The sequence below is a fragment of the Aequorivita sp. H23M31 genome, from assembly GCF_004022485.1.
Classification (GTDB): Bacteria; Bacteroidota; Bacteroidia; order Flavobacteriales; family Flavobacteriaceae; genus Aequorivita; species Aequorivita ciconiae.
On record NZ_CP034951.1, the window covers coordinates 82,825 to 101,996 of the forward strand.

20 protein-coding genes are annotated in these 19,172 nt (G+C 37.5%); 6 read left to right on the top strand and 14 right to left on the bottom strand.

The window, feature by feature from the left end; all coding sequences use genetic code 11:
- Positions 1-24 precede the first annotated feature (24 nt).
- The 3 genes from EI546_RS00400 to EI546_RS00410 form a co-directional block, all read right to left on the bottom strand.
- Positions 25-591 (bottom strand): RNA polymerase sigma factor, encoded by a 567-nt coding sequence (locus EI546_RS00400; RefSeq protein ID WP_128248688.1) that lies wholly within the window; start codon positions 589-591, stop codon positions 25-27.
- Positions 582-1,676 (bottom strand): glycosyltransferase, encoded by a 1,095-nt coding sequence (locus EI546_RS00405; RefSeq protein WP_128248689.1) that lies wholly within the window; start codon positions 1,674-1,676, stop codon positions 582-584. The genes EI546_RS00400 and EI546_RS00405 overlap by 10 nt, the downstream gene beginning before the upstream one ends.
- A 118-nt stretch (positions 1,677-1,794) precedes the next feature.
- Entirely contained in the window at positions 1,795-1,998 is a 204-nt protein-coding gene (locus tag EI546_RS00410; RefSeq protein ID WP_128248690.1) for a membrane or secreted protein, read from the bottom strand.
- 90 nt (positions 1,999-2,088) lie between these two features.
- Between EI546_RS00410 and EI546_RS00415 the strand changes: the two genes are divergently transcribed.
- Entirely contained in the window at positions 2,089-2,709 is a 621-nt protein-coding gene (locus EI546_RS00415) for a fasciclin domain-containing protein (RefSeq protein ID WP_128248691.1), read from the top strand.
- On the opposite strand, the gene murB is transcribed toward EI546_RS00415, so the two are convergent.
- Entirely contained in the window at positions 2,706-3,719 is a 1,014-nt protein-coding gene (gene murB / locus EI546_RS00420; RefSeq protein ID WP_128248692.1) for a UDP-N-acetylmuramate dehydrogenase, read from the bottom strand. The two genes, EI546_RS00415 and murB, sit on opposite strands and share 4 nt — an antisense overlap.
- Positions 3,719-4,909, bottom strand: a complete 1,191-nt coding sequence (locus EI546_RS00425) for a pyridoxal phosphate-dependent aminotransferase (RefSeq protein WP_128248693.1) — start codon at positions 4,907-4,909, stop codon at positions 3,719-3,721. Before EI546_RS00425 ends, murB begins: the two co-directional genes overlap by 1 nt.
- A gap of 321 nt (positions 4,910-5,230) precedes the next feature.
- Between EI546_RS00425 and EI546_RS00430 the strand changes: the two genes are divergently transcribed.
- Positions 5,231-6,472, top strand: coding sequence for an aspartyl protease family protein (locus tag EI546_RS00430; protein WP_128248694.1), 1,242 nt, complete (start codon positions 5,231-5,233; stop codon positions 6,470-6,472).
- A 95-nt stretch (positions 6,473-6,567) separates the two neighbouring features.
- On the opposite strand, the gene EI546_RS00435 is transcribed toward EI546_RS00430, so the two are convergent.
- Positions 6,568-6,963: a DUF1573 domain-containing protein gene (locus EI546_RS00435; RefSeq protein WP_128248695.1), complete on the bottom strand. Its 396-nt coding sequence runs from the start codon at positions 6,961-6,963 to the stop codon at positions 6,568-6,570.
- 129 nt (positions 6,964-7,092) lie between these two features.
- On the opposite strand from EI546_RS00435, the gene EI546_RS00440 reads away from it, so the two are divergent.
- Positions 7,093-9,732 carry a valine--tRNA ligase gene (locus tag EI546_RS00440; RefSeq protein ID WP_128248696.1) on the top strand — a complete coding sequence of 880 codons (2,640 nt, stop codon included), beginning with the start codon at positions 7,093-7,095 and terminating at the stop codon, positions 9,730-9,732.
- Between the two features lie 243 nt (positions 9,733-9,975).
- On the opposite strand, the gene EI546_RS00445 is transcribed toward EI546_RS00440, so the two are convergent.
- The 6 genes from EI546_RS00445 to rsfS form a co-directional block, all read right to left on the bottom strand.
- The gene (locus EI546_RS00445; protein WP_128248697.1) at positions 9,976-10,242 is read right to left on the bottom strand and encodes an acyl-CoA-binding protein; all 267 of its coding nucleotides are present in this window, start codon (positions 10,240-10,242) and stop codon (positions 9,976-9,978) included.
- Entirely contained in the window at positions 10,242-10,892 is a 651-nt protein-coding gene (locus EI546_RS00450; protein ID WP_128248698.1) for a phosphatidylserine decarboxylase family protein, read from the bottom strand. The genes EI546_RS00445 and EI546_RS00450 overlap by 1 nt, the downstream gene beginning before the upstream one ends.
- Complete coding sequence (locus EI546_RS00455) at positions 10,882-11,715, bottom strand: phosphatidate cytidylyltransferase (RefSeq protein ID WP_128248699.1); 834 nt, start codon at positions 11,713-11,715, stop codon at positions 10,882-10,884. The genes EI546_RS00450 and EI546_RS00455 overlap by 11 nt, the downstream gene beginning before the upstream one ends.
- A gap of 3 nt (positions 11,716-11,718) precedes the next feature.
- Entirely contained in the window at positions 11,719-12,330 is a 612-nt protein-coding gene (locus EI546_RS00460) for an LUD domain-containing protein (protein ID WP_128248700.1), read from the bottom strand.
- 105 nt (positions 12,331-12,435) lie between these two features.
- Complete coding sequence (gene ftsH, locus EI546_RS00465; RefSeq protein WP_128248701.1) at positions 12,436-14,385, bottom strand: ATP-dependent zinc metalloprotease FtsH; 1,950 nt, start codon at positions 14,383-14,385, stop codon at positions 12,436-12,438.
- A 20-nt stretch (positions 14,386-14,405) separates the two neighbouring features.
- Positions 14,406-14,777 carry a ribosome silencing factor gene (rsfS, locus tag EI546_RS00470; RefSeq protein WP_128248702.1) on the bottom strand — a complete coding sequence of 124 codons (372 nt, stop codon included), beginning with the start codon at positions 14,775-14,777 and terminating at the stop codon, positions 14,406-14,408.
- A gap of 90 nt (positions 14,778-14,867) precedes the next feature.
- Here rsfS and EI546_RS00475 point away from each other — a divergent pair, with 90 nt between their 5' ends.
- The gene (locus EI546_RS00475) at positions 14,868-15,599 is read left to right on the top strand and encodes a biotin--[acetyl-CoA-carboxylase] ligase (protein ID WP_164905134.1); all 732 of its coding nucleotides are present in this window, start codon (positions 14,868-14,870) and stop codon (positions 15,597-15,599) included.
- Positions 15,600-15,663: 64 nt separating this feature from the next.
- On the opposite strand, the gene EI546_RS00480 is transcribed toward EI546_RS00475, so the two are convergent.
- Together EI546_RS00480 and pyrE are read right to left on the bottom strand one after the other, a co-directional pair.
- On the bottom strand, positions 15,664-16,056 hold the full coding sequence (locus EI546_RS00480) for an SRPBCC family protein (RefSeq protein ID WP_128248704.1): 393 nt from the start codon (positions 16,054-16,056) through the stop codon (positions 15,664-15,666).
- Between the two features lie 147 nt (positions 16,057-16,203).
- On the bottom strand, positions 16,204-16,851 hold the full coding sequence (gene pyrE, locus EI546_RS00485) for an orotate phosphoribosyltransferase (protein ID WP_128248705.1): 648 nt from the start codon (positions 16,849-16,851) through the stop codon (positions 16,204-16,206).
- A 7-nt stretch (positions 16,852-16,858) separates the two neighbouring features.
- Here pyrE and EI546_RS00490 point away from each other — a divergent pair, with 7 nt between their 5' ends.
- Both EI546_RS00490 and EI546_RS00495 read left to right on the top strand, forming a co-directional pair.
- A complete protein-coding gene (locus EI546_RS00490; RefSeq protein ID WP_128248706.1) occupies positions 16,859-17,482 on the top strand; it encodes an NUDIX hydrolase in 624 nt (207 codons plus the stop codon).
- A gap of 254 nt (positions 17,483-17,736) precedes the next feature.
- Positions 17,737-18,573 carry a T9SS type A sorting domain-containing protein gene (locus EI546_RS00495; protein ID WP_164905135.1) on the top strand — a complete coding sequence of 279 codons (837 nt, stop codon included), beginning with the start codon at positions 17,737-17,739 and terminating at the stop codon, positions 18,571-18,573.
- The last annotated feature ends 599 nt before the right edge of the window (positions 18,574-19,172 follow it).

Genomic DNA, 19,172 nt, shown 5'->3' on the forward strand with positions numbered 1-19,172 from the left:
TATCTTTTTATTTTAATGTGAAAACTACTCTTTCTGTGCAATGATTTCTGCCAGTAATTTACGTGCCCTAAGCAGTCGGACTTTTACGTTATTTAGAGGTTCTTCAAGTCTTTCAGAAATCTCATTATAGCTCATCTCCTGGAAATACCTCAGGTTAATAACCTCTTGATAGTGGGGTTTCAGGAGTTTAATAAATCTTAAAAGTTGGGCAAGGTTCTGTTCGCGTATCAATTTATCCTCCGGAGTGGGAGAATGATCTACAATTTTCTGAACTATTTCGTTGGATGTATCCGTAGTATTTGAATAGATAGAAGCATTCTTTTTGCGCGTGCGGTCTATTTGAATATTTTTTGAAATAGTAAGAAGCCAAGTAGGGAATGTAAAGCTGGGATCGAAAGTATCGATTTTATCAAAGGCCTTGGCAAAGGTTTCAATAGTGATATCCTCGGCATCGTGCTCATTTCGGATTCTTTTTAGCTGAAATCCATACACATCATTCCAATAATAATCCAATAGAAATTTGAAGGCTTCCTGCTTCCCTTTTTTTGCCTTCTGAATTTGGTTGGATATTTCTTCTGGGGTTATTTCCATTGCGAGTTTTTTTCATCGCTCCTGGAAATAAAGATACTCAATTGACTTAAAACAAGAAACAATTCATAAAAAGGAATGAGAAATATAAGATCGGCTTCCCTTAGTTTTTTGGCAGCTTTGCCAATAACTATATACTGAATAATAAATCGTAGAGTTATAATTGCCAGACCATATTTCCAAAATTGTGTGAATAAGATTATCACCGAAAGAAGCCAGAATAAAAGGTTTGCTATATAGTATATTCCCAAAAGGATTCTATGCAATGGCTTATAGAGTTTTGCGGTGGTATAGTGTCTTTTTTTCTGGGAAAACCACTTTTTCATGTCTTTCTTCGGAAGAGAATAGGTAAAAGATTCGGGAGTTATACAGATGGCAGTATTTTTCTCAGTTGCTGCTTCATTTACAAAGAGATCATCATCACCTGAAGCTATTTTTATATGTTTTATAAACCCATTTTTCTCATAAAAAAGGGCACTGGTATATGCCAAATTACGACCTACGCCCATATAAGGAATTCCAATTTGGGCGTAAGAGAAATATTGGATGGCCGTAAGCAAAGTTTCAAAACGAACAAGTTTGTTGAGAAAACCAGGCTGTTTTTCGTAGGCACCGTACCCCAGAATTAGTTGTTTTTCCTCAGTGAAATGAGAGCTCATCGCTTCCAACCAATTTTGGGAAGCGGGATAGCAATCAGCATCAGTAAATACCATTCTTCTGTTCTTGGCACGTTTTATTCCCAATGTAAGGGCGTATTTCTTATTGCCCCAAAAGGCCTCGTTATTCTTGACGTTTACAATTTGTATTCTAGGATCATTTTTGGCGAAACCTTCCATTACCTCCAAGGTCTCATCCGTAGAGGCATCGTTTATCAAAATAAGTTCGAATGCTGGATAATTCTGATTTAACCAAAACGGAATATGATTTTCAAGATTTTCTGCTTCGTTTTTTGCACATACAATAAGGGAAACAGGTGGCTTTTCGGCAGATACTCTTTCAGTTGGTTTTAAGAAAGAAAATTGGATGAAAATAAAATAGTAGCAACAGTTTATCAACGCCACAGCGCCAAAAACGTAAAGTAATATCATATAGATTTATGATTGTAGTTTTGTTCTATGATTGGATGTAATTTAGATAAAAACTAAGAATAAATTTCCAGTCGGTCCGTAAACCTCGGATTTTAAAGGATAAAAATTTATAAATAATTTATTGGTGCGAAGTTTCTGAACAAGAGTCAAACTGGTCAGGAGTCTTCCCGCAATACCCACAAGATGCACCTTCCTTGTTCAGAAATGGACTTTGACTGGCACAGGTGCCACCAAATTTTCCGTCCTTTTTTGCCCAAAGTTTTATAGCAATGCCGGCAACGCCAAGCAGAAGTAATCCAAATGTGATAAATAACAATACCATAGCAATATTTTGAAGTACAAAAATACAATCTTTACAAATGGTTTACTTGGAAATTGGGTATTTTTAGTCCCGATTTTAAAAACTTTAACTATGTTCAGACAAATTGGTCTTTTTTTCGTTGTAGTATCCACTTTATTATTGTTTTCTTGTAAGAATGAGGGTAGTACCGAAGCAATTGGAACCGATATGAAAAACGTAGGGACTGAAAAGACCCCGGTTCAAAAAACAAAAAGACGCGTTCTTACGGCAGTGGAAAAACAAAAGGCGAATAGTATAATGGCCCGATTAATCGCTATGCCGGAAACGAAAAGATTTACTAGATATCTCGTTTCAGGAAATCTAGCCGATAAGCTCACAAATGAGGCCGGACCCTTTATAATCTTTTCAGTAGCCGATAGCGTCCTTGAAAAATGGCCCGAAACCAAAAGGAAATATTATTCTGACCAAACAAATTATTCCGAAATGTTAACTCTTATAAAATCTCATATCGTTGAAGGAAATTATGACGAAAACAGTTTGAGAGATGTAATCAAGAAGAACGGAAAAATCAGGTTAACAACACTTGAGGGAAACATTCTAACTATTAGAGATTCCAATGGACAGATGGAAATTTCAGACGGAAAGGGAAGAAAGGCAAAAATCCAAAGGAGTGACAGTCCAGCCTCCAATGGCCAAATTTTTATAATTGATGGGGTCTTGGATCTTCCTTAAAATACGTTGACTTCTGGCTCAATTTCAATTCCAGTCATTTCAAATACCCTTTTTTGTATTCTCAGTGCCAGTTGCCAAATTTCATCACCCGTGGCATTGCCGTGATTAACAAGTACCAAAGCTTGGTTTTTATGGACTCCCGCATCACCATATCGCTTCCCTTTAAAACCAGCATTTTCTATAAGCCATCCAGCAGGAATTTTAAATTGGATTGGAGAAACTTCGTAAAATGGGGCTTGGGGAAATTTTAATCTGAATTGCTCAAAAGTCTCCAGCTCGATGACAGGGTTTTTAAAGAAACTACCACTATTGCCCAAAATTTTTGGATCTGGAAGTTTAGATTGACGGATAGCAATAACTGCATCCGAGATATCCTTAATACTTGGATTCTCGATGTTTTTTTCAGCTAATACGCGCTGAATATCCCCATAAGAGATAATCTTTTTATGGTTTCTCTTTGTCAGGCGGAAGGTTACACTTGTCACGATATATTGTCCCCTGACTTCGTTTTTAAAAATAGAATTACGGTATCCGAAATTACATTCTTCCTTAGTAAACTCTTTTTCTTCCAAAGTTTGGATGTTAAGAGTATTGCAACTTACTAAAGTATCCTTAAGTTCCACACCATAAGCTCCAATGTTTTGAATTGGCGCTGTTCCTACATTTCCGGGAATCAAAGAGAGGTTTTCAAGACCTCCAAAATCGTGGGCTATGCAATACTGGACGAACTCATGCCAGTTTTCGCCAGCCATGGCTTTAATTAGAACCTCATCCTTAGTTTCTTTGGGTATTTCAATACCTTTTAAATTTACATGGATAACTAGTGCATCCAATGGAGCGGTAAGCAGCATATTGCTGCCACCGCCCAGAATAAAAAGTTTGCAAGAGGAATTTTCAGAAAGGACCTGCTTTAGTTGGGCGACAGTATTGACCGATATAAAATAACGAGCGGTACAATCTATGCCAAAAGTATTATATGATTTAAGGGATTTGTATTCCTCAATTTGCATTAATCCTTATATTTTTGAAGTGCTAGTTTTAATATTTCTACTGCTCTTAAAAGGCTCTCCTTTTTCAAAACATAAGCAATCCGCACTTGATTTGTGCCAACCCCTGGAGTGGAATAGAAACCTGCCGCTGGTGCTACCATTACGGTTTCACCATTGTCATCAAAATCTTCCAATAACCATTGGGCAAATCTATCGCTATCCTTTACAGGAAGTTCAACTATGCAGTAAAACGCTCCTTTTGGTTCCCCAACCTTAACGCCTGGAATTTCTTTTAAAGCATCAACTAAAGTGTTTCTTCTATCCTGATATTCGGTAATCACCTCATCAAAATAGCTCTGTGGTGTTTCCAAGGCTGCTTCACTTGCAATTTGTGCAAAGGTTGGAGGGCTTAAACGAGCCTGGGCAAATTTTAAAGCAGTGGAGATTACTTCTTTATTTTTAGAGACCAAACAACCAATCCGGGCGCCGCACATACTATATCTCTTGGAAACGGAATCGATTATAATCCCATTTTCAGCCATGCTTTCTTCTTCTAGGATAGAATAATGCTTTGAACCATCGTATGTAAACTCACGATAAACTTCATCCGAAACCAAAAATAAATCGTGTTTCTTGACGATTTTTGCCAGCGTCTGAATTTCTTCCTTGGAATAAAGATATCCAGTTGGATTTCCTGGATTGCATATCAGAATTGCCTTAGTTTTGGGAGTGATAAGTTTTTCAAATTCCGAAATAGGAGGGAGGGCAAAATTGTCCTCAATTTTTGAAATAACGGGAACAATCTTAACTCCAGAAGCTGTAGCAAAACCGTTGTAATTGGCATAAAACGGTTCCGGAATTATTATTTCGTCTCCTGTATCGGCTATACTTCCCATAGCAAAAAGAAGAGCCTCGCTGCCGCCGGTGGTAACAATTATGTCATTTGCTTCAACCGGAATATTATTCTTTTGATAATATTTAGCTATTTTTTCCCGGTATTCCAAAGAACCTTCCGAACGGGTATAGGCAAGGATTTCCAAATTGTGGTTTGCCACCGCTTCCATCGCAATCTCTGGCGATTTGATATCGGGCTGACCTATGTTCAAGTGATAAATAGTTTTGTTCGCTTTGATAGCTTTTTCGGCGTAAGGAACCAATTTCCGGATTGGAGATTCCGGCATATCTTTTCCTTTTATGGATACTGAAGGCATAATGTAAAATTTTGTCGCAAAGTTGCAAAATATATTGGAGATTACGCTGTTTTGAAGATGCCAAGATTTTCAGTTTTTTATCACTGTTATCTGATTCCTATTTTTTAAAATTTCAATTAAATTTTCCCTTTGTGACCAGTCTAACTTTTTTATGACCTCTCCATCTTATAAAGAATATGTTGAAGTTTTTTATTGAAAAAAAACCATTTTCTCTTTAAGTTTTTCTAGCCTAAAGAAAGGAGGGTTTTTTCTGCTAACGGATATAATACCATAGTCGTAGGCGACTAATTTTTACATAACTTCATTATTCAAAAAGAGTTCATGTTTAAGGGTAGCATAATTTGTATTTTATTTCTATGGTTAACCTTTCCCGTATTTGGGCAAGCAGGCTTTCATTTGAAGGATAATAAAAAAAGAAGTCGGATTCCCTTTGAACTGGTAAACAACCTCCCCATCATAAAAGTGAATATCAACGGTTCGTATTTTTCGTTTATTCTTGATACGGGAGTTAAGTCGACCATACTTTTTAGTACCGAAAATGTAGATAGTTTTCAAAAACGACCCACGGTGCCCGTTAGAATGTTAGGTCTTGGGCCAAATGGTTATTTGTATGCTACGAAAAGCAAGAACAATATAATTAAAGTTGGAAACGCCGTCGATAATAATCACGAGGTATACTTTATTTTTGACAGCTCGCTCAATTTTTCGCCCAGAATGGGAATCCCTATAAACGGCATTCTTGGTAATGATTTTTTTCGAAACTTTGTTGTTAAAATAAATTATTCCTCCAGGTCTATCGTCATCTACGACCCTAAAAGGTACTCCCGGAATAAATGTAACAAATGTGAAGATTTACCCTTGCGTTTTATAAATGGGAAGCCATATATTGATATAAAAATCGGTGAAAGAAGTGTTACGTTATTGGTAGATTCAGGTAATAGTGACGTATTGTGGTTGTTTGATGAAAATGATTTTGTGAAAGAGGACCCTAAAAATTATTTTTACGACTTTCTCGGATTGGGATTGGGTGGGGATATATATGGAAATAGAGCTCGGGTGCCAGTATTGTCGTTTGGTGATTTTCAACTTGAACAAGTCTTAACTTCTTTCCCAGATGAGGATGCAATCGCTAAAGCTCGCTTGGTTGAAAATCGCGATGGAAGCGTAGGAGGGGGATTTTTGAGCCGTTTTGATATAACTTTTAACTATCCCCAAGCCATAATGCAATTAAAAAAAAACACACGTTTCGATGAACCGTTTAATTATAATATGAGTGGTATAACCTTGGAACAATCGGGTACGGATTGGCTCATCGACAAACTTCAGTTTTCTCTAGTACCGAGGTATGTTGTAGTGAATGTGAGGGATGGTTCTCCGGCCCAGATTGCGGGAGTGCAAAAGGGAGATATAGTCCTGTCAATAAATGGTAAACCCAATTATACCTACAAGTTATACGATTTGATTAATTTGTTTTCCACGCAAGAAGGAAGAAAAATAATTCTGAATGTAAAAAGAGGTATGCATTTTAAAACCATTCGATTCAGTCTTAAGAGAGTATTTTGATAAAACTTGTTTATTAAATGGCTTTCTTCTTTAAAAAAGGCAATAAAAAAAGCCGCAGTTTTAATGCGGCTTGATAATTTTTTATTCCTGTAAATCTAACTTCTTTCTAGAACGCTACCGGTATCGTTTTTTACTTCTCCCTTAATTTTTAGGGCAACCATCGGCTCACTGGCATTAGAGGTTACTGTGATTGTTTTTCTAATGGGGCCGATACGGTTTGTATCATATTTAACCTCTATTGAGCTGCTTGCCCCTGGAGCAATAGGTCCATCTGGTTTTTTTGGAACGGTACAGCCACAACTCGATTTCACATCGGTTATAATAAGAGGTGCATCACCCGTATTTGTAAACTCAAATACGCGTACTCCATCACTCCCTTTAAGAATTGTACCATAATCTACAGTATCAGTTTTAAAGGTAATTTTTGCCTGTTGTGCTTGAGTGGTAAAACCAATAAAGGCAACAAGTGCAATTAGAGCTAATTTTTTCATGATTCTTTTGTTTTTAATCTGTGCTAAAGTATAGAACTTTTAAATAACCTGCAAAATATCTTATACTCTTTTATAATCATACAGATATATTTACTTTTGCCACTTACTGTTCAAAAATCAGACCAAAGTATGGCTTTAGATGCGAAATACAATGTAAAACAGATTGAAAATAAGTGGTATGACTACTGGATGAAGAATCGTTATTTCCATTCTGAAGTAGATGAAAGAACGCCTTATACTATTGTCATTCCTCCTCCAAACGTTACGGGCGTACTGCATATGGGCCATATGCTCAATAATACACTTCAGGATGTTTTGATCCGACGGGCCAGGCTACAAGGTTATAATGCCTGTTGGGTTCCGGGAACGGACCATGCCTCTATCGCCACGGAAGCCAAGGTGGTAGCAAAGCTTAAAGCAGCTGGCATTGATAAATCCTCACTTTCGAGAGATGAATTTTTAGATCACGCGTGGGATTGGACACATAAGCACGGAGGAATCATTCTTGAGCAACTCAAAAAACTTGGTGCTTCTTGTGATTGGGATCGTACCAAATTTACAATGGACGAAGAAATGTCTGCTTCTGTAATCAAAGTTTTCGTTGATCTTTATAGAAAAGGCAAAATTTACCGTGGTTATAGAATGGTCAATTGGGACCCTGAAGCGCAGACTACTCTTTCGGATGAAGAAGTAATTTATGAAGAAAAACAAGGTAATCTCTATTACTTAAATTATAAAGTGAAAGGTAGCGATGAGGTCTTGACCATTGCAACCACACGTCCTGAAACCATTTTGGGTGATACGGCAATTTGTATCAATCCCAATGATGAACGGTTTGCACATCTTCGGGGGAAAAAGGCGATTGTGCCCATTTGTGAAAGGGTAATCCCCATTATCCAGGATGAATACGTGGATGTTGAATTTGGTACAGGCTGTTTAAAAGTTACACCCGCACACGATGAAAACGACAAAGCACTTGGCGAAAAACACAATCTTGAAATTGTAGATATCCTTAATGATAACGGAACACTCAATAGTTTTGGTCTTCATTATGAAGGAAAGGATCGTTTCTTGGTGCGAAAAGAGATCGTAAAAGAGTTGGAAGACCTTGGAATAGTTTCCAAAATTGAAAGCCATTTACATAAAGTAGGAACCAGCGAACGCACCGGAGCGGTTATTGAGCCGAAACTGAGCGACCAATGGTTCCTTAAGATGAGGGATCTTGCCAAGCCGGCGTTGGATGCCGTATTGGATAAAGAGGTGAATCTGGTTCCTGAAAAATTTGTGAATACCTATCGACATTGGATGGAAAATGTTCGCGACTGGAACATTTCGCGTCAACTTTGGTGGGGCCATCAAATCCCGGCATATTTTTATGGAGATGGTAAGGAGGACTTTGTGGTTGCGGAAACCATAGAAGAAGCTGTGATTCTGGCCAATAAAAATCGTGAGCCTGAAGGCAAAGAACCATTAACTGCATCCGATTTAACACAAGATCCCGATGCTCTTGATACTTGGTTTTCTTCCTGGTTATGGCCCATTAGTGTATTTAATGGAATCCTTGAACCGGACAATAAAGAAATAAATTATTATTATCCCACTAATGACCTCGTTACAGCTCCCGAAATCCTTTTCTTTTGGGTAGCTCGAATGATTATTGCGGGTTATGAGTATCGTGGTCAAAAACCCTTTAACAATGTTTATCTTACTGGAATCGTTCGCGATAAGCAACGAAGAAAGATGAGCAAATCCCTCGGCAATTCCCCAGATCCAATCGAATTAATGGATATTTATGGAGCGGATGGTGTACGTGTTGGGATGCTCCTAAGTTCCCCGGCCGGCAATGATTTGATGTTTGATGAGGATCTTTGTAAACAAGGAAGTGGTTTTGTAAATAAAATTTGGAATGCCTATCGGTTAATCGATGGTTGGGAAGTATCCATAGAAAAAAACCAATCGGAAAGTGAGGCAACTGCCATAAAATGGTATAAAAATAAATTTCAGAAGACCCTTGCCGAGATCGAAGATCATTATGGAAAGTACCGAATAAGTGACGCTTTAATGGCAACCTATAAATTAATTTGGGATGATTTCTGCTCGTGGTTTTTGGAAATGGTGAAACCTGCCTTTGGCGAACCTATGTCCGAAACAACATATCTGGAAGTAATCTCTATTTTGGAAGACAATCTGAAAATCCTCCATCCCTTCATTCCTTTCATTTCTGAAGAAATTTGGCAGCACATTACCCAGCGGGATGTTTCGGAAGCGCTTATAGTCTCTAAATGGCCTTCACCGATTTCTTATGATACTGAAATAATAAAGAATTTTGAATTTGCTTCGGAAGTTATCTCTAACATCCGTACCATCCGGAAGGAAAAGAATATTTCATTCAAGGATACTATTCAACTTTCCGTAATTAACAAGGAGGGAAGTTCCAAGGAATTTGACGCTCTTATATCTAAATTGGGCAATATTTCACACTTGAACTATATCACTGAAAAACTGGAAGGAGCTTTGACCTTTCGGGTAAAGAGCAATGAGTATTTTGTACCGATTGCCGGTGCGATAAATGTAGAGGAAGAAATCGCAACCCTTTCCCAAGAGCTGAAATATACCGAAGGATTTTTGAGAAGTGTTCAGGGAAAATTGAAAAACGAACGATTTGTCGCTGGTGCACCTGCACAGGTTGTTGCACTGGAAAAACAAAAAGAGGCAGATGCTCTGGCCAAGATAGAAACCTTGAAAGCTAGCCTTAATGGCTTAAAATAAGTTTGCGAAACTAGATGTAAAATTCCCGTCAGGCCATTAAAAGATTTGAATGGTAAAGCCTGATGTGCATTTTTAATTGCGGAAAATTGATAAAGGATTGTTTAGTTTCAGGGACGTTTTTTGGGTTAACGTGATTATAGATTGTATCAGGAATCTAAAAAAATATAACCTATTTAAGCAAAGCGAACCTCTCTTTTAAGAATAGAGGATTAATAAAAGGAAAACCGATTTTAAAGAAGTAAATTATTTTCGGTATAAAAAATAATGGTTAACTGCATCTACATAAAGCTGTTTAGCTTCTTCTGAAGTTAATCCTTGCGTTTGAAAGAGGGCATTTGTCTTAAATGCATTAATCAATGGTTTATTGCTTCCGGGAGAAACCTGATTGCCAGTGGCTCTTTTATAATAAGCATATAACCGCAATAAGAAATCTGCTGGGAAGGGTTCTTTATGCTGATTTATACTTTCAACCGCTTGTTTGAATACAATATCCAGTTCTTCAGGGCTCATTATTTTCTTGCTATAATTGTAATTCCGCCTTTTACTTTCTGGTTCAGGGTAACATTAATTTGGGTGCCAATTGGCAGAAAAACATCTACGCGGGAACCAAATTTTATAAAACCACTATCTGCGGTCTGCACCACCTCATCTCCGACCTCGGCATAATTTACGATGCGTTTTGCCAGCGCTCCTGCAATCTGCCTATAAAGCACATCGCCAAACACTTCATTATTAACTACCACTGTAGTGCGTTCGTTTTCTTCGGAAGATTTTGGATGCCAAGCTACCAGATATTTCCCGGGATGATACTTGCTATAAACAATTTTTCCTCCAACGGGATAACGGGTTATATGAACATTTATTGGGGACATAAAGACAGACACTTGCAGTCTTTTGTCCTGAAAATATTCTTTTTCAAAAACTTCTTCTATTACAACAACCTTTCCATCAACAGGAGAAAGTACCTCTTCGGAATGGAGATCGAAGAAACGTTTTGGATTTCTGAAAAATTGCAGAACCAAGAGAAGAAGAATTATAAGTGTAATTATAATTCCACCTCTAAAAGTGGGATCCTCTACAAAAATATTAGCCAAAACACTAAGGATAATGACTATCAGTAGGGCACCTGTAATTATCTTAAAACCTTCTTTATGAAACATAATCGACTATTAATAAAAAAGCATATACAAAAGGACTGGCATAAAGGATACTATCCAACCTGTCATACATTCCGCCATGTCCCGGCATAATGATTCCACTGTCTTTTACTCCGGCCTGCCGTTTAAACTTTGATTGGATTAAATCGCCTATAGTGCCGAAAATTGACACAATGATAGCCAGACAAATCCAAACCCATAAATTATATCTCTCAATATCATTTGGGCTGTAGATTTGGGTAATTTTAAAAATAACGAATCCTGCCACAAGAGCACCCGCCACACCGCCTAAAAATCCTTCTACCGTTTTTTTCGGAGAGATGCGCTCTAAGAGTTTATGCTTTCCGAAATTTTTTCCAATCAAAAATGCGAAGGTATCATTTGCCCACATTAAAACAAATACTGCCACGATAAGATGTGGAATAAATTTACCATCTACATCCATTACGGGAATGAGTGTAAGAAAAACAAAACCGCTGATGATATAGAATACTACGGTAATATATTTTTTGTTTTCGAACATTGGGATTTTGCTTGTTCGAAGTACATCTATAAAGAGAGATAAATTGACGAAGGCGCTTATAATCAACAATAAATAAACTCCATTTTCATTAAAAACGCGATAGCTCAAAAAATAAAAGGCTGCAGCAAGGAGGAAATAAGCGAGATAACTGGTAAGATGCACCAGTTTTAAGAACTCACTCATCGTTATTAGGGCAAGAATAAAGAAAAGTCCCATAAACCATTCCCGGGAAGTGAACATCGCAAAAACGATTATTGAAATGTAAACTACGCCCGAGATAGTCCTTACGAGAATTTCCTTCATATTTTATAAATCTTCCAAAAGCAACAAATATAAGTTTTTTGTACTGCTTCCCTGAGTCATAAAATCTTTTTCTTTTTCGGACTCGAAATTTTGGACAGTGGTAATATTGCTCGGAATATGCGGAGAACGTTGGTTATTAATAATTCTTAAACCTTCACTTATGTTCTCTACAATTTGACTGGTAGTAGCTAAAACTACCATGTTGTACGGGAGTTCGTTAAGTTTTTTTTCTTTTACCTGGTTAGAGCATAAAAGTATGGCACCGGTATTGGCCACCAAAGATTCGCACGTAGTAAGTACGAATTTGGAATCGACCTTATTTACAAAATTGAGGTTAAATCCATCGAATTTTTTTCGAAGGCGATCTTCCATACAGAATACATCCTGCTCGTACCAATCGTTCTCGATCATTATATTATCGAAAGCCTCCATTGCTTCTTCCCAATTCTCGCAGTATATGAATTTCCCTCCATTGTTTTTGAAGAAATGGGTGAATTTTTCATCTACGGGAAGTTTTTGCTCTGGGTAATAACTGCTCCTGTCGGATTTAATACCTTTTTGGGGATCTTTCTCCGATTTATAATTTGGATTTAAAAGTCTTTTGAATAGACTCATTAATGATTTGATTATTGAGGAGTTCATAAACAAGTTAACGACCAAAGATATAAAATCTTAGTTGAAGCGCGATATTTAAAAAATCTTCCCATCTGTATGGAAATTTTAGGTGCTCGCCAATCGTTCTACTTTCTCTGGCTCTTCATAAGGTCTATCTCCAAATATTTTTTGCAGATTATCTTTGAAGATAACTTCTTTCTCCAAAAGAACATTTGCAAGTTCGGTTAATTTGTCCTTATTATCTTCCAATATCTGGATTGCTCTTTGGTATTGCTCCTCAATTAGTTTTGAAATTTCCGTATCGATAAGTTCGGCGGTTTTCTCGCTATAAGGTTTGGTGAAGTTATATTCCGATTGACCGCTGCTGTCGTAATAAGTAAGATTTCCAACCTTTTCATTCAGACCGTACACCGTCACCATTGCTCGCGCCTGTTTGGTAACTTTTTCAAGGTCGCTCAAGGCCCCAGTAGAAATACGATTAAAAATTACTTTTTCAGCAGCACGGCCACCAAGAGCGGCGCACATTTCGTCAAGCATTTGTTCAGGATGGATTATTAGACGCTCCTCAGGTAAATACCAAGCAGCACCCAAAGATTGCCCTCTGGGAACAATAGTAACCTTTACTAGGGGAGCTGCATGTTCCAACATCCAACTAACGGTAGCATGACCTGCTTCGTGAAAGGCGATTGCACGCTTTTCATCTATTGTCATTATTTTGTTTTTCTTCTCAAGGCCACCCACAATTCGATCAACAGCATCTAGGAAATCCTGTCTCCCCACCGATTTTTTACCGCCTCTTGCAGCGATAAGTGCGGCCTCGTTACAAACGTTGGCAATATCTGCACCTGAAAAACCTGGGGTTTGTTTTGCCAGAAAATCCGTATCCAGACCTTCGTCTTTTTTAATAGGGCGCAAGTGCACTTCAAATATTTCCTGGCGCTCACGGACATCTGGAAGATCTACATAAATCTGTCTATCAAAACGTCCCGCACGCATCAAAGCCTTGTCGAGTACGTCAGCTCGGTTAGTAGCGGCCAAAACGATAACATTTGTATTTGTGCCAAAACCATCCATTTCAGTAAGAAGTTGGTTTAGGGTATTTTCTCTTTCATCGTTACTTCCGGAAAAATTACTCTTTCCACGAGCACGACCGATTGCATCAATCTCATCAATAAAAATAATTGCTGGAGATTTATCCTTTGCCTGCTTAAATAGATCTCGTACTCTAGAAGCTCCCACTCCCACAAACATTTCAACAAAATCAGAACCTGATAGGGAGAAGAATGGCACTTTTGCCTCTCCCGCTACTGCTCTGGCCAATAGAGTTTTTCCTGTACCTGGAGGTCCAACCAATAAAGCTCCTTTCGGGATTTTTCCTCCCAAAGAGGTGTACTTATCAGGGTTTTTGAGGAAATCGACAATTTCCTGGACCTCTTCTTTTGCACCTTCTAATCCTGCTACATCCTTAAATGTAGTTTTTATATCTATTTTCTCATCAAAAAGCTTGGCTTTGGATTTTCCAATGTTGAACAACTGCCCTCCGGCACCACCACCTGCTCCAGCAGACATTCTGCGCATGATAAAGATCCAGATGGCAATGATGATTACAAACGGCAGGATTCCCATTAGGATATCGCCCCAGACGTTGGAGTCTGTATGCCATTCCATTTTTGTATCCAGGTTATTTTCCTGTTTTATCTGCTGAAAGGTGTTTTCAAAATTCTGAAGATCTCCAAATTCAAATTGGTAATCCGCGTCATTCGGACCGGGGGCCAAAAATGCTGGTGTATCTTTTTGAGTTCCTGATTCTCTTTCTTTTGCGGAATCTGTAAGATAGACCTTCGCAATCTTCTTATTGATTATGTCAACCTTTTCAACCTCGCCTTTTTTTAGGTAATCTTCAAATTGGGCTTGCGTTGTCTTCGCAGGTTGCGACCAATTGCTGCCGAATATTTGAATTCCGAAAAACAGCAATATCACCGCTGCGTAAATCCAGTAATAATTAGGTCTCGGTTTCTTCGGGTCGAGTTTCTTATTTTTATTTTCTACCGCCATAGGGCTAACTTTCTTTTCTTTTAATGAATTGTTTCTATTTTAACCGACTTCGCATCGCCCCAAAGGCCTTCGATATCGTAAAACTCACGAATATGCTTTTGAAATACATGCACAACCACGTCAATATAATCAATGAGTATCCACTCGGCATTTTCGCTCCCTTCTACATGCCAGGGTTTTTCTTTTAAAGATTTGCCTACGGATTTTTGAATGGAATTTACAATGGCATTCACATGGGTGTTTGAGGTCCCGTTACAGATGATAAAATAGTCGCAAACAGTATTTTCAATATCTCGCAGATCGAGAATTTCAATATCCACTCCTTTTACATCTTCAATCCCTAATATTATTTGAGTAATAAGTTGATCGGTTTCAGCTTGTTTTTTCTGCATCAATTACTTTCTTTTCAATTTTGGCAAAGTTATTACTTTTTTGTTTCTTGTGAGCACCATAAAAAGCCTAAACCAAACATAGTTGTCATTTTGAATATAATCAAACTTAATGCCACCGATTCTACTAATACCTACCTTAAAGAGCTGGTCAATAATACCACTGTAGAAGATCAGACCGTAATTATCGCGGAAGATCAAGAAAAGGGTAGGGGGCAACGCGGAAGTGGATGGCTTTCCCGAAAGGGTCAAAGCCTTACATTCAGCGTTTTCAAGAGATTTTCGGACCTCCAGGCAGAAAACCAGTTTGTAATATCTATGGCAGTATCCTTGGCCCTTGTTGAAGCTTTTGAGAAGATTAATGTCCCAGATGTATCGGTTAAATGGCCTAACGACATATTGTCAGGAAAGAAAAAGATTGCCGGTATCTTGATCGAAAACGTTCTGGAAGGAGCAAATATTAAGCACTCCATCATCGGAATCGGAATTAATGTCAATGAAACTCATTTTCCGAATCTTCCCCAAGCCAGTTCCATCAGATTGGAAACGGGTAAGTATTTCCAATTGGATGAAATGTTTGATTCCGTGGTAAGAAATGTTCTTAAAGGCCTAGCAAATATCTCAGACCACAGTTTTTCAGATTTGCGTCCATTATATGAACAAAATATGTTTCAAAGGGATTCTATATCAGCTTTTGAAGACGGGACGGGCCAAAGATTTCAAGGAAAGATTAGGGGTATTTCCGATTTCGGTGAGCTAATTATTGAAAGGAATAATGCTTCCGCTGAAAAGTTTCAATTAAAGGAAATTAATTTTATATATTAATATAATTGTTTCGGTACTCACTTAAAGCAGAGTGACAAAATAGGCGATTCTTATAAAATGAAACTTATATCTTTTCCAGGTTTGTTGCTAACGTTTCAATAAATTTCGATAGAGGTCCTTTTATCATCATTGCCATCATAGCATTAAATTCTCCATCAAATAATAATTCTACAGTTGAGGTATTTTCGGTTACTTCATCTATATCGGCAGTAAGGGTAAATGGGAATTTATCGCTCTTAGCTCCTAAAACAACTTTCTTGGGCTTTTGCACATCTTTAATTTCGAGTGCTATATCCGGCATTCCCTTTAGAGCAAATAGGAAAGCCTTATCGTTTAAGAGTTCGAATTTGGTAATGTTCTCAGGCATAATAGCCTTAAAATTTTTTACATCTGTTAAATAATCACAAAGCTCTTCGGCAGATTTTTGAACGGTAACTTTATTGCTGTTAAGTTTCATATTTTGATTTATGCGGTTATTTAAAAGTTTATAACTTTATGAGTTTATGAGATTAAAAGTTTATGAGTTTAAACATTTTAAAATTAATTTTACTGCCTACTGCCTACTGCCTACTGCCTACGACTACTGCCTACTGCCTACTGCCTATTAAACACTGATTCCCCAAGTATCAGGAGCCTTACGCCATTCAGAAAGTAATGCTGCTTCAGATGCATTTATATAGTTGGATCTTTCGGCTTCCTTTAAAAGCATTTCGTAATTGCTCAAAGTATTTAGGCTAATATCGGCATTTTTGAAATTCTCCTCAGCAATATCAAAGCCATAACTGAAGATGGCAATCATTCCTTTTATATTTGCTTCGGCCTCCTTTAGGGCCTCGACTGCCAATAAACTACTTTTTCCGGTACTGATGAGATCTTCTACCACCACCACCTTTGTATTATGTTCCAAATGGCCCTCAATTTTATTTTGTCTGCCGTGGCCTTTGGCTTCCGGTCTAACATAACAAAAAGGTACGTTAAGGTAATCGGCTACAAGAGCGCCAATTCCAATGGCTCCTGTGGCTACACCTGCAATCATTTCGGGTCTTCCATACAATTCTTCAATTTGTTTGGCTAGGTTTTCCCGAATATAATTTCTGATGGTTGGATACGAAAGAGTTATTCGATTATCGCAATAAATTGGAGATTTCCACCCAGAAGCCCACGTAAATGGTTTTTGTGGTTGTAATTTTATTGCATTAATTTGCAACAATAATGCAGCGGTTTTTTGTGCCGTTTCTTTGTTTAATATCATTGTACAAATGTATAAAGTTTTTGTAAAAGATATCCCTATTATTCTTTCCACAGAAAAAAATATAGGAGATCACTACACTACCATCCCATTAAAAAAGGCACATTTTAAGAAGTTGGTAAAGAAGATAAACAACGGTGAACTGCTATACGTCAATCTATACCATAAAAATGCTGAAAAACTAGAACGCTTTCTTCGGAAGAAAATAAAGGTGGTAGAAGCTGCGGGCGGATTGGTTTATAATACCAGAAAAGAGATTCTATTTATTAGACGAAATAAAAAGTGGGATCTACCCAAAGGTAAAGTTGAGCAAGGTGAATCTTATCGAGAAGCTGCCGTAAGAGAAGTAGTGGAGGAGACAGGAGTAAAGGATTTGGAAATTCGTGACTTCTTAATGACTACCTATCATGTTTTCTGTCGTAATAACAAGTTTAAATTGAAAATTACCTATTGGTATGAAATGTTTACCGATTACGATGGGCCTTTGGTGCCCGAGGCTATGGAAGGAATTAAAAAGGTGAAATGGAAGAATTTTGAAAAGTCCCAAAAAGCGTTATTGGACTCCTATGAGAATATTAAACTTCTTTTTCCTACTGAATATCTTACTACACATCCAAATGATCGCCCAGTTTGATTTGGAATAACCTTTCTTATAAATAATAGATTCGCAAAAATTTAATTGGTCTCTTTCATTATTCAGAATTACGGCTTTGGATACTCAACAATTCAATGGGCATCCGTATGATATGCTTGAGAAATTGGGATAAATTTAGCACTCCTAACCCCTATTAAATATTAATATCCATTAGGTTTTTTTGTTTTAGTTGTTTAAGTTTGTCATTCATTAATAACTTAAAACTTTATATTATGAAAAAAATTACATTGATTATGTTTGCCTTGGCAACATCATTTGTATTTGCACAAAGTGCTACCAATGCTGAATCGATTTTGTCTCAAACCTCAGGCGCTATTGGCGATGGTGGCGTAGCTTGTGGAGATCAAGGTGCTGGAACTACTGGCGATAACCTTTATTTCCGTAGCTATTATCTATACGATTATGGCGTGAGAGGGATTGTTCAGGCTACTGGATTGGAGTTCTTCGTGAGCACTGCGACTGGATCTACTGCATTGCAAGTTATGGTTTTCGACATGGAAGGTTTCCCAGGTGGATTTGATGCTACTAACATGCCTGTTCCTTTGGCTTCTGCCTCGCTAACTGTTACTAGTGCGCAAGTAGGAACCATGGTTCGTGCTGATTTCGATTCACCAGCTATTGTTGATGAGGATACAACCCTTGTGGCATTGGTTTATGAAACTGACGGACAGACTGCTCAGTTTTATCTTGGAACTGCAGCTGCAGAAGATGCTCCTTCTTACTTAGCATCTGTTGCTTGTGAAATTAACAACCCAGTTCCAGTTGCAGTTATAGGGTTCCCTGATGCAAGACACGTAATTAACGTTATTGTTGATGATGTGGTTGCTGTTGGTGATAATTTGGCTGAGATGGTTTCTATCTTCCCAAACCCTACTTCTTCTGTATTGAACATTAACCTTCCTTCAAACATTGAAGTATTGAGCTCCGCTTTGGTTGACGTTCTTGGAAGAACTACTGGTGTTGTTTACAGCAACGGACAAATGGATGTTTCTGGTCTTTCTCAAGGAGTATATTTCTTGAAATTGGAAACTACTCAAGGTTCACTTACTCAAAGAATCGTTAAGCAATAATTATTGCTTTCATTTTAATAAAATGGCGTAAAAAACCTCAATCGAAAGATTGGGGTTTTTTTATGCTTTGTTTTTTTTAATATTATCCAAATCTATTTGGTAATCTTTTACAGCAACCATTTTGTTTTAAATTAAATCTTGCATGACCAACCTAATAATCTTGGTAAGAAATTTCACATGCTATAAATACACCGACCTTATTAAATTGAGAAAAATTGATCATTCTAATAGCCCTTCAACCTTACTGCCTTAGTTCAGAAATAGCACCTTCCTTCTGCGGTTGGCACCTTAATATGGAAGGAGTTGTTGTGGGAATGAATTTTCAGTATTGATTAAATAGTAAGCTTTATGGTAGTCCTTTTGTCTAATTACTCAGGTAATAAGTTTAAGTTTTGGGACCTGGGTGTTATTATTTAGGTAATAAGGTTGAATAATAGCGACTATCTTTGATTACCTAGGGATAAAGTTTTCTTTTAAACTATAATTTTTTTTAGTATAATCCATAAACCTACTTAATAATCCGTCTCCGATGAACTTATTATCTTATTGAGATACTTTAATATTCCGAACCTTATTATCTTTAGTATGGAATTGTATAT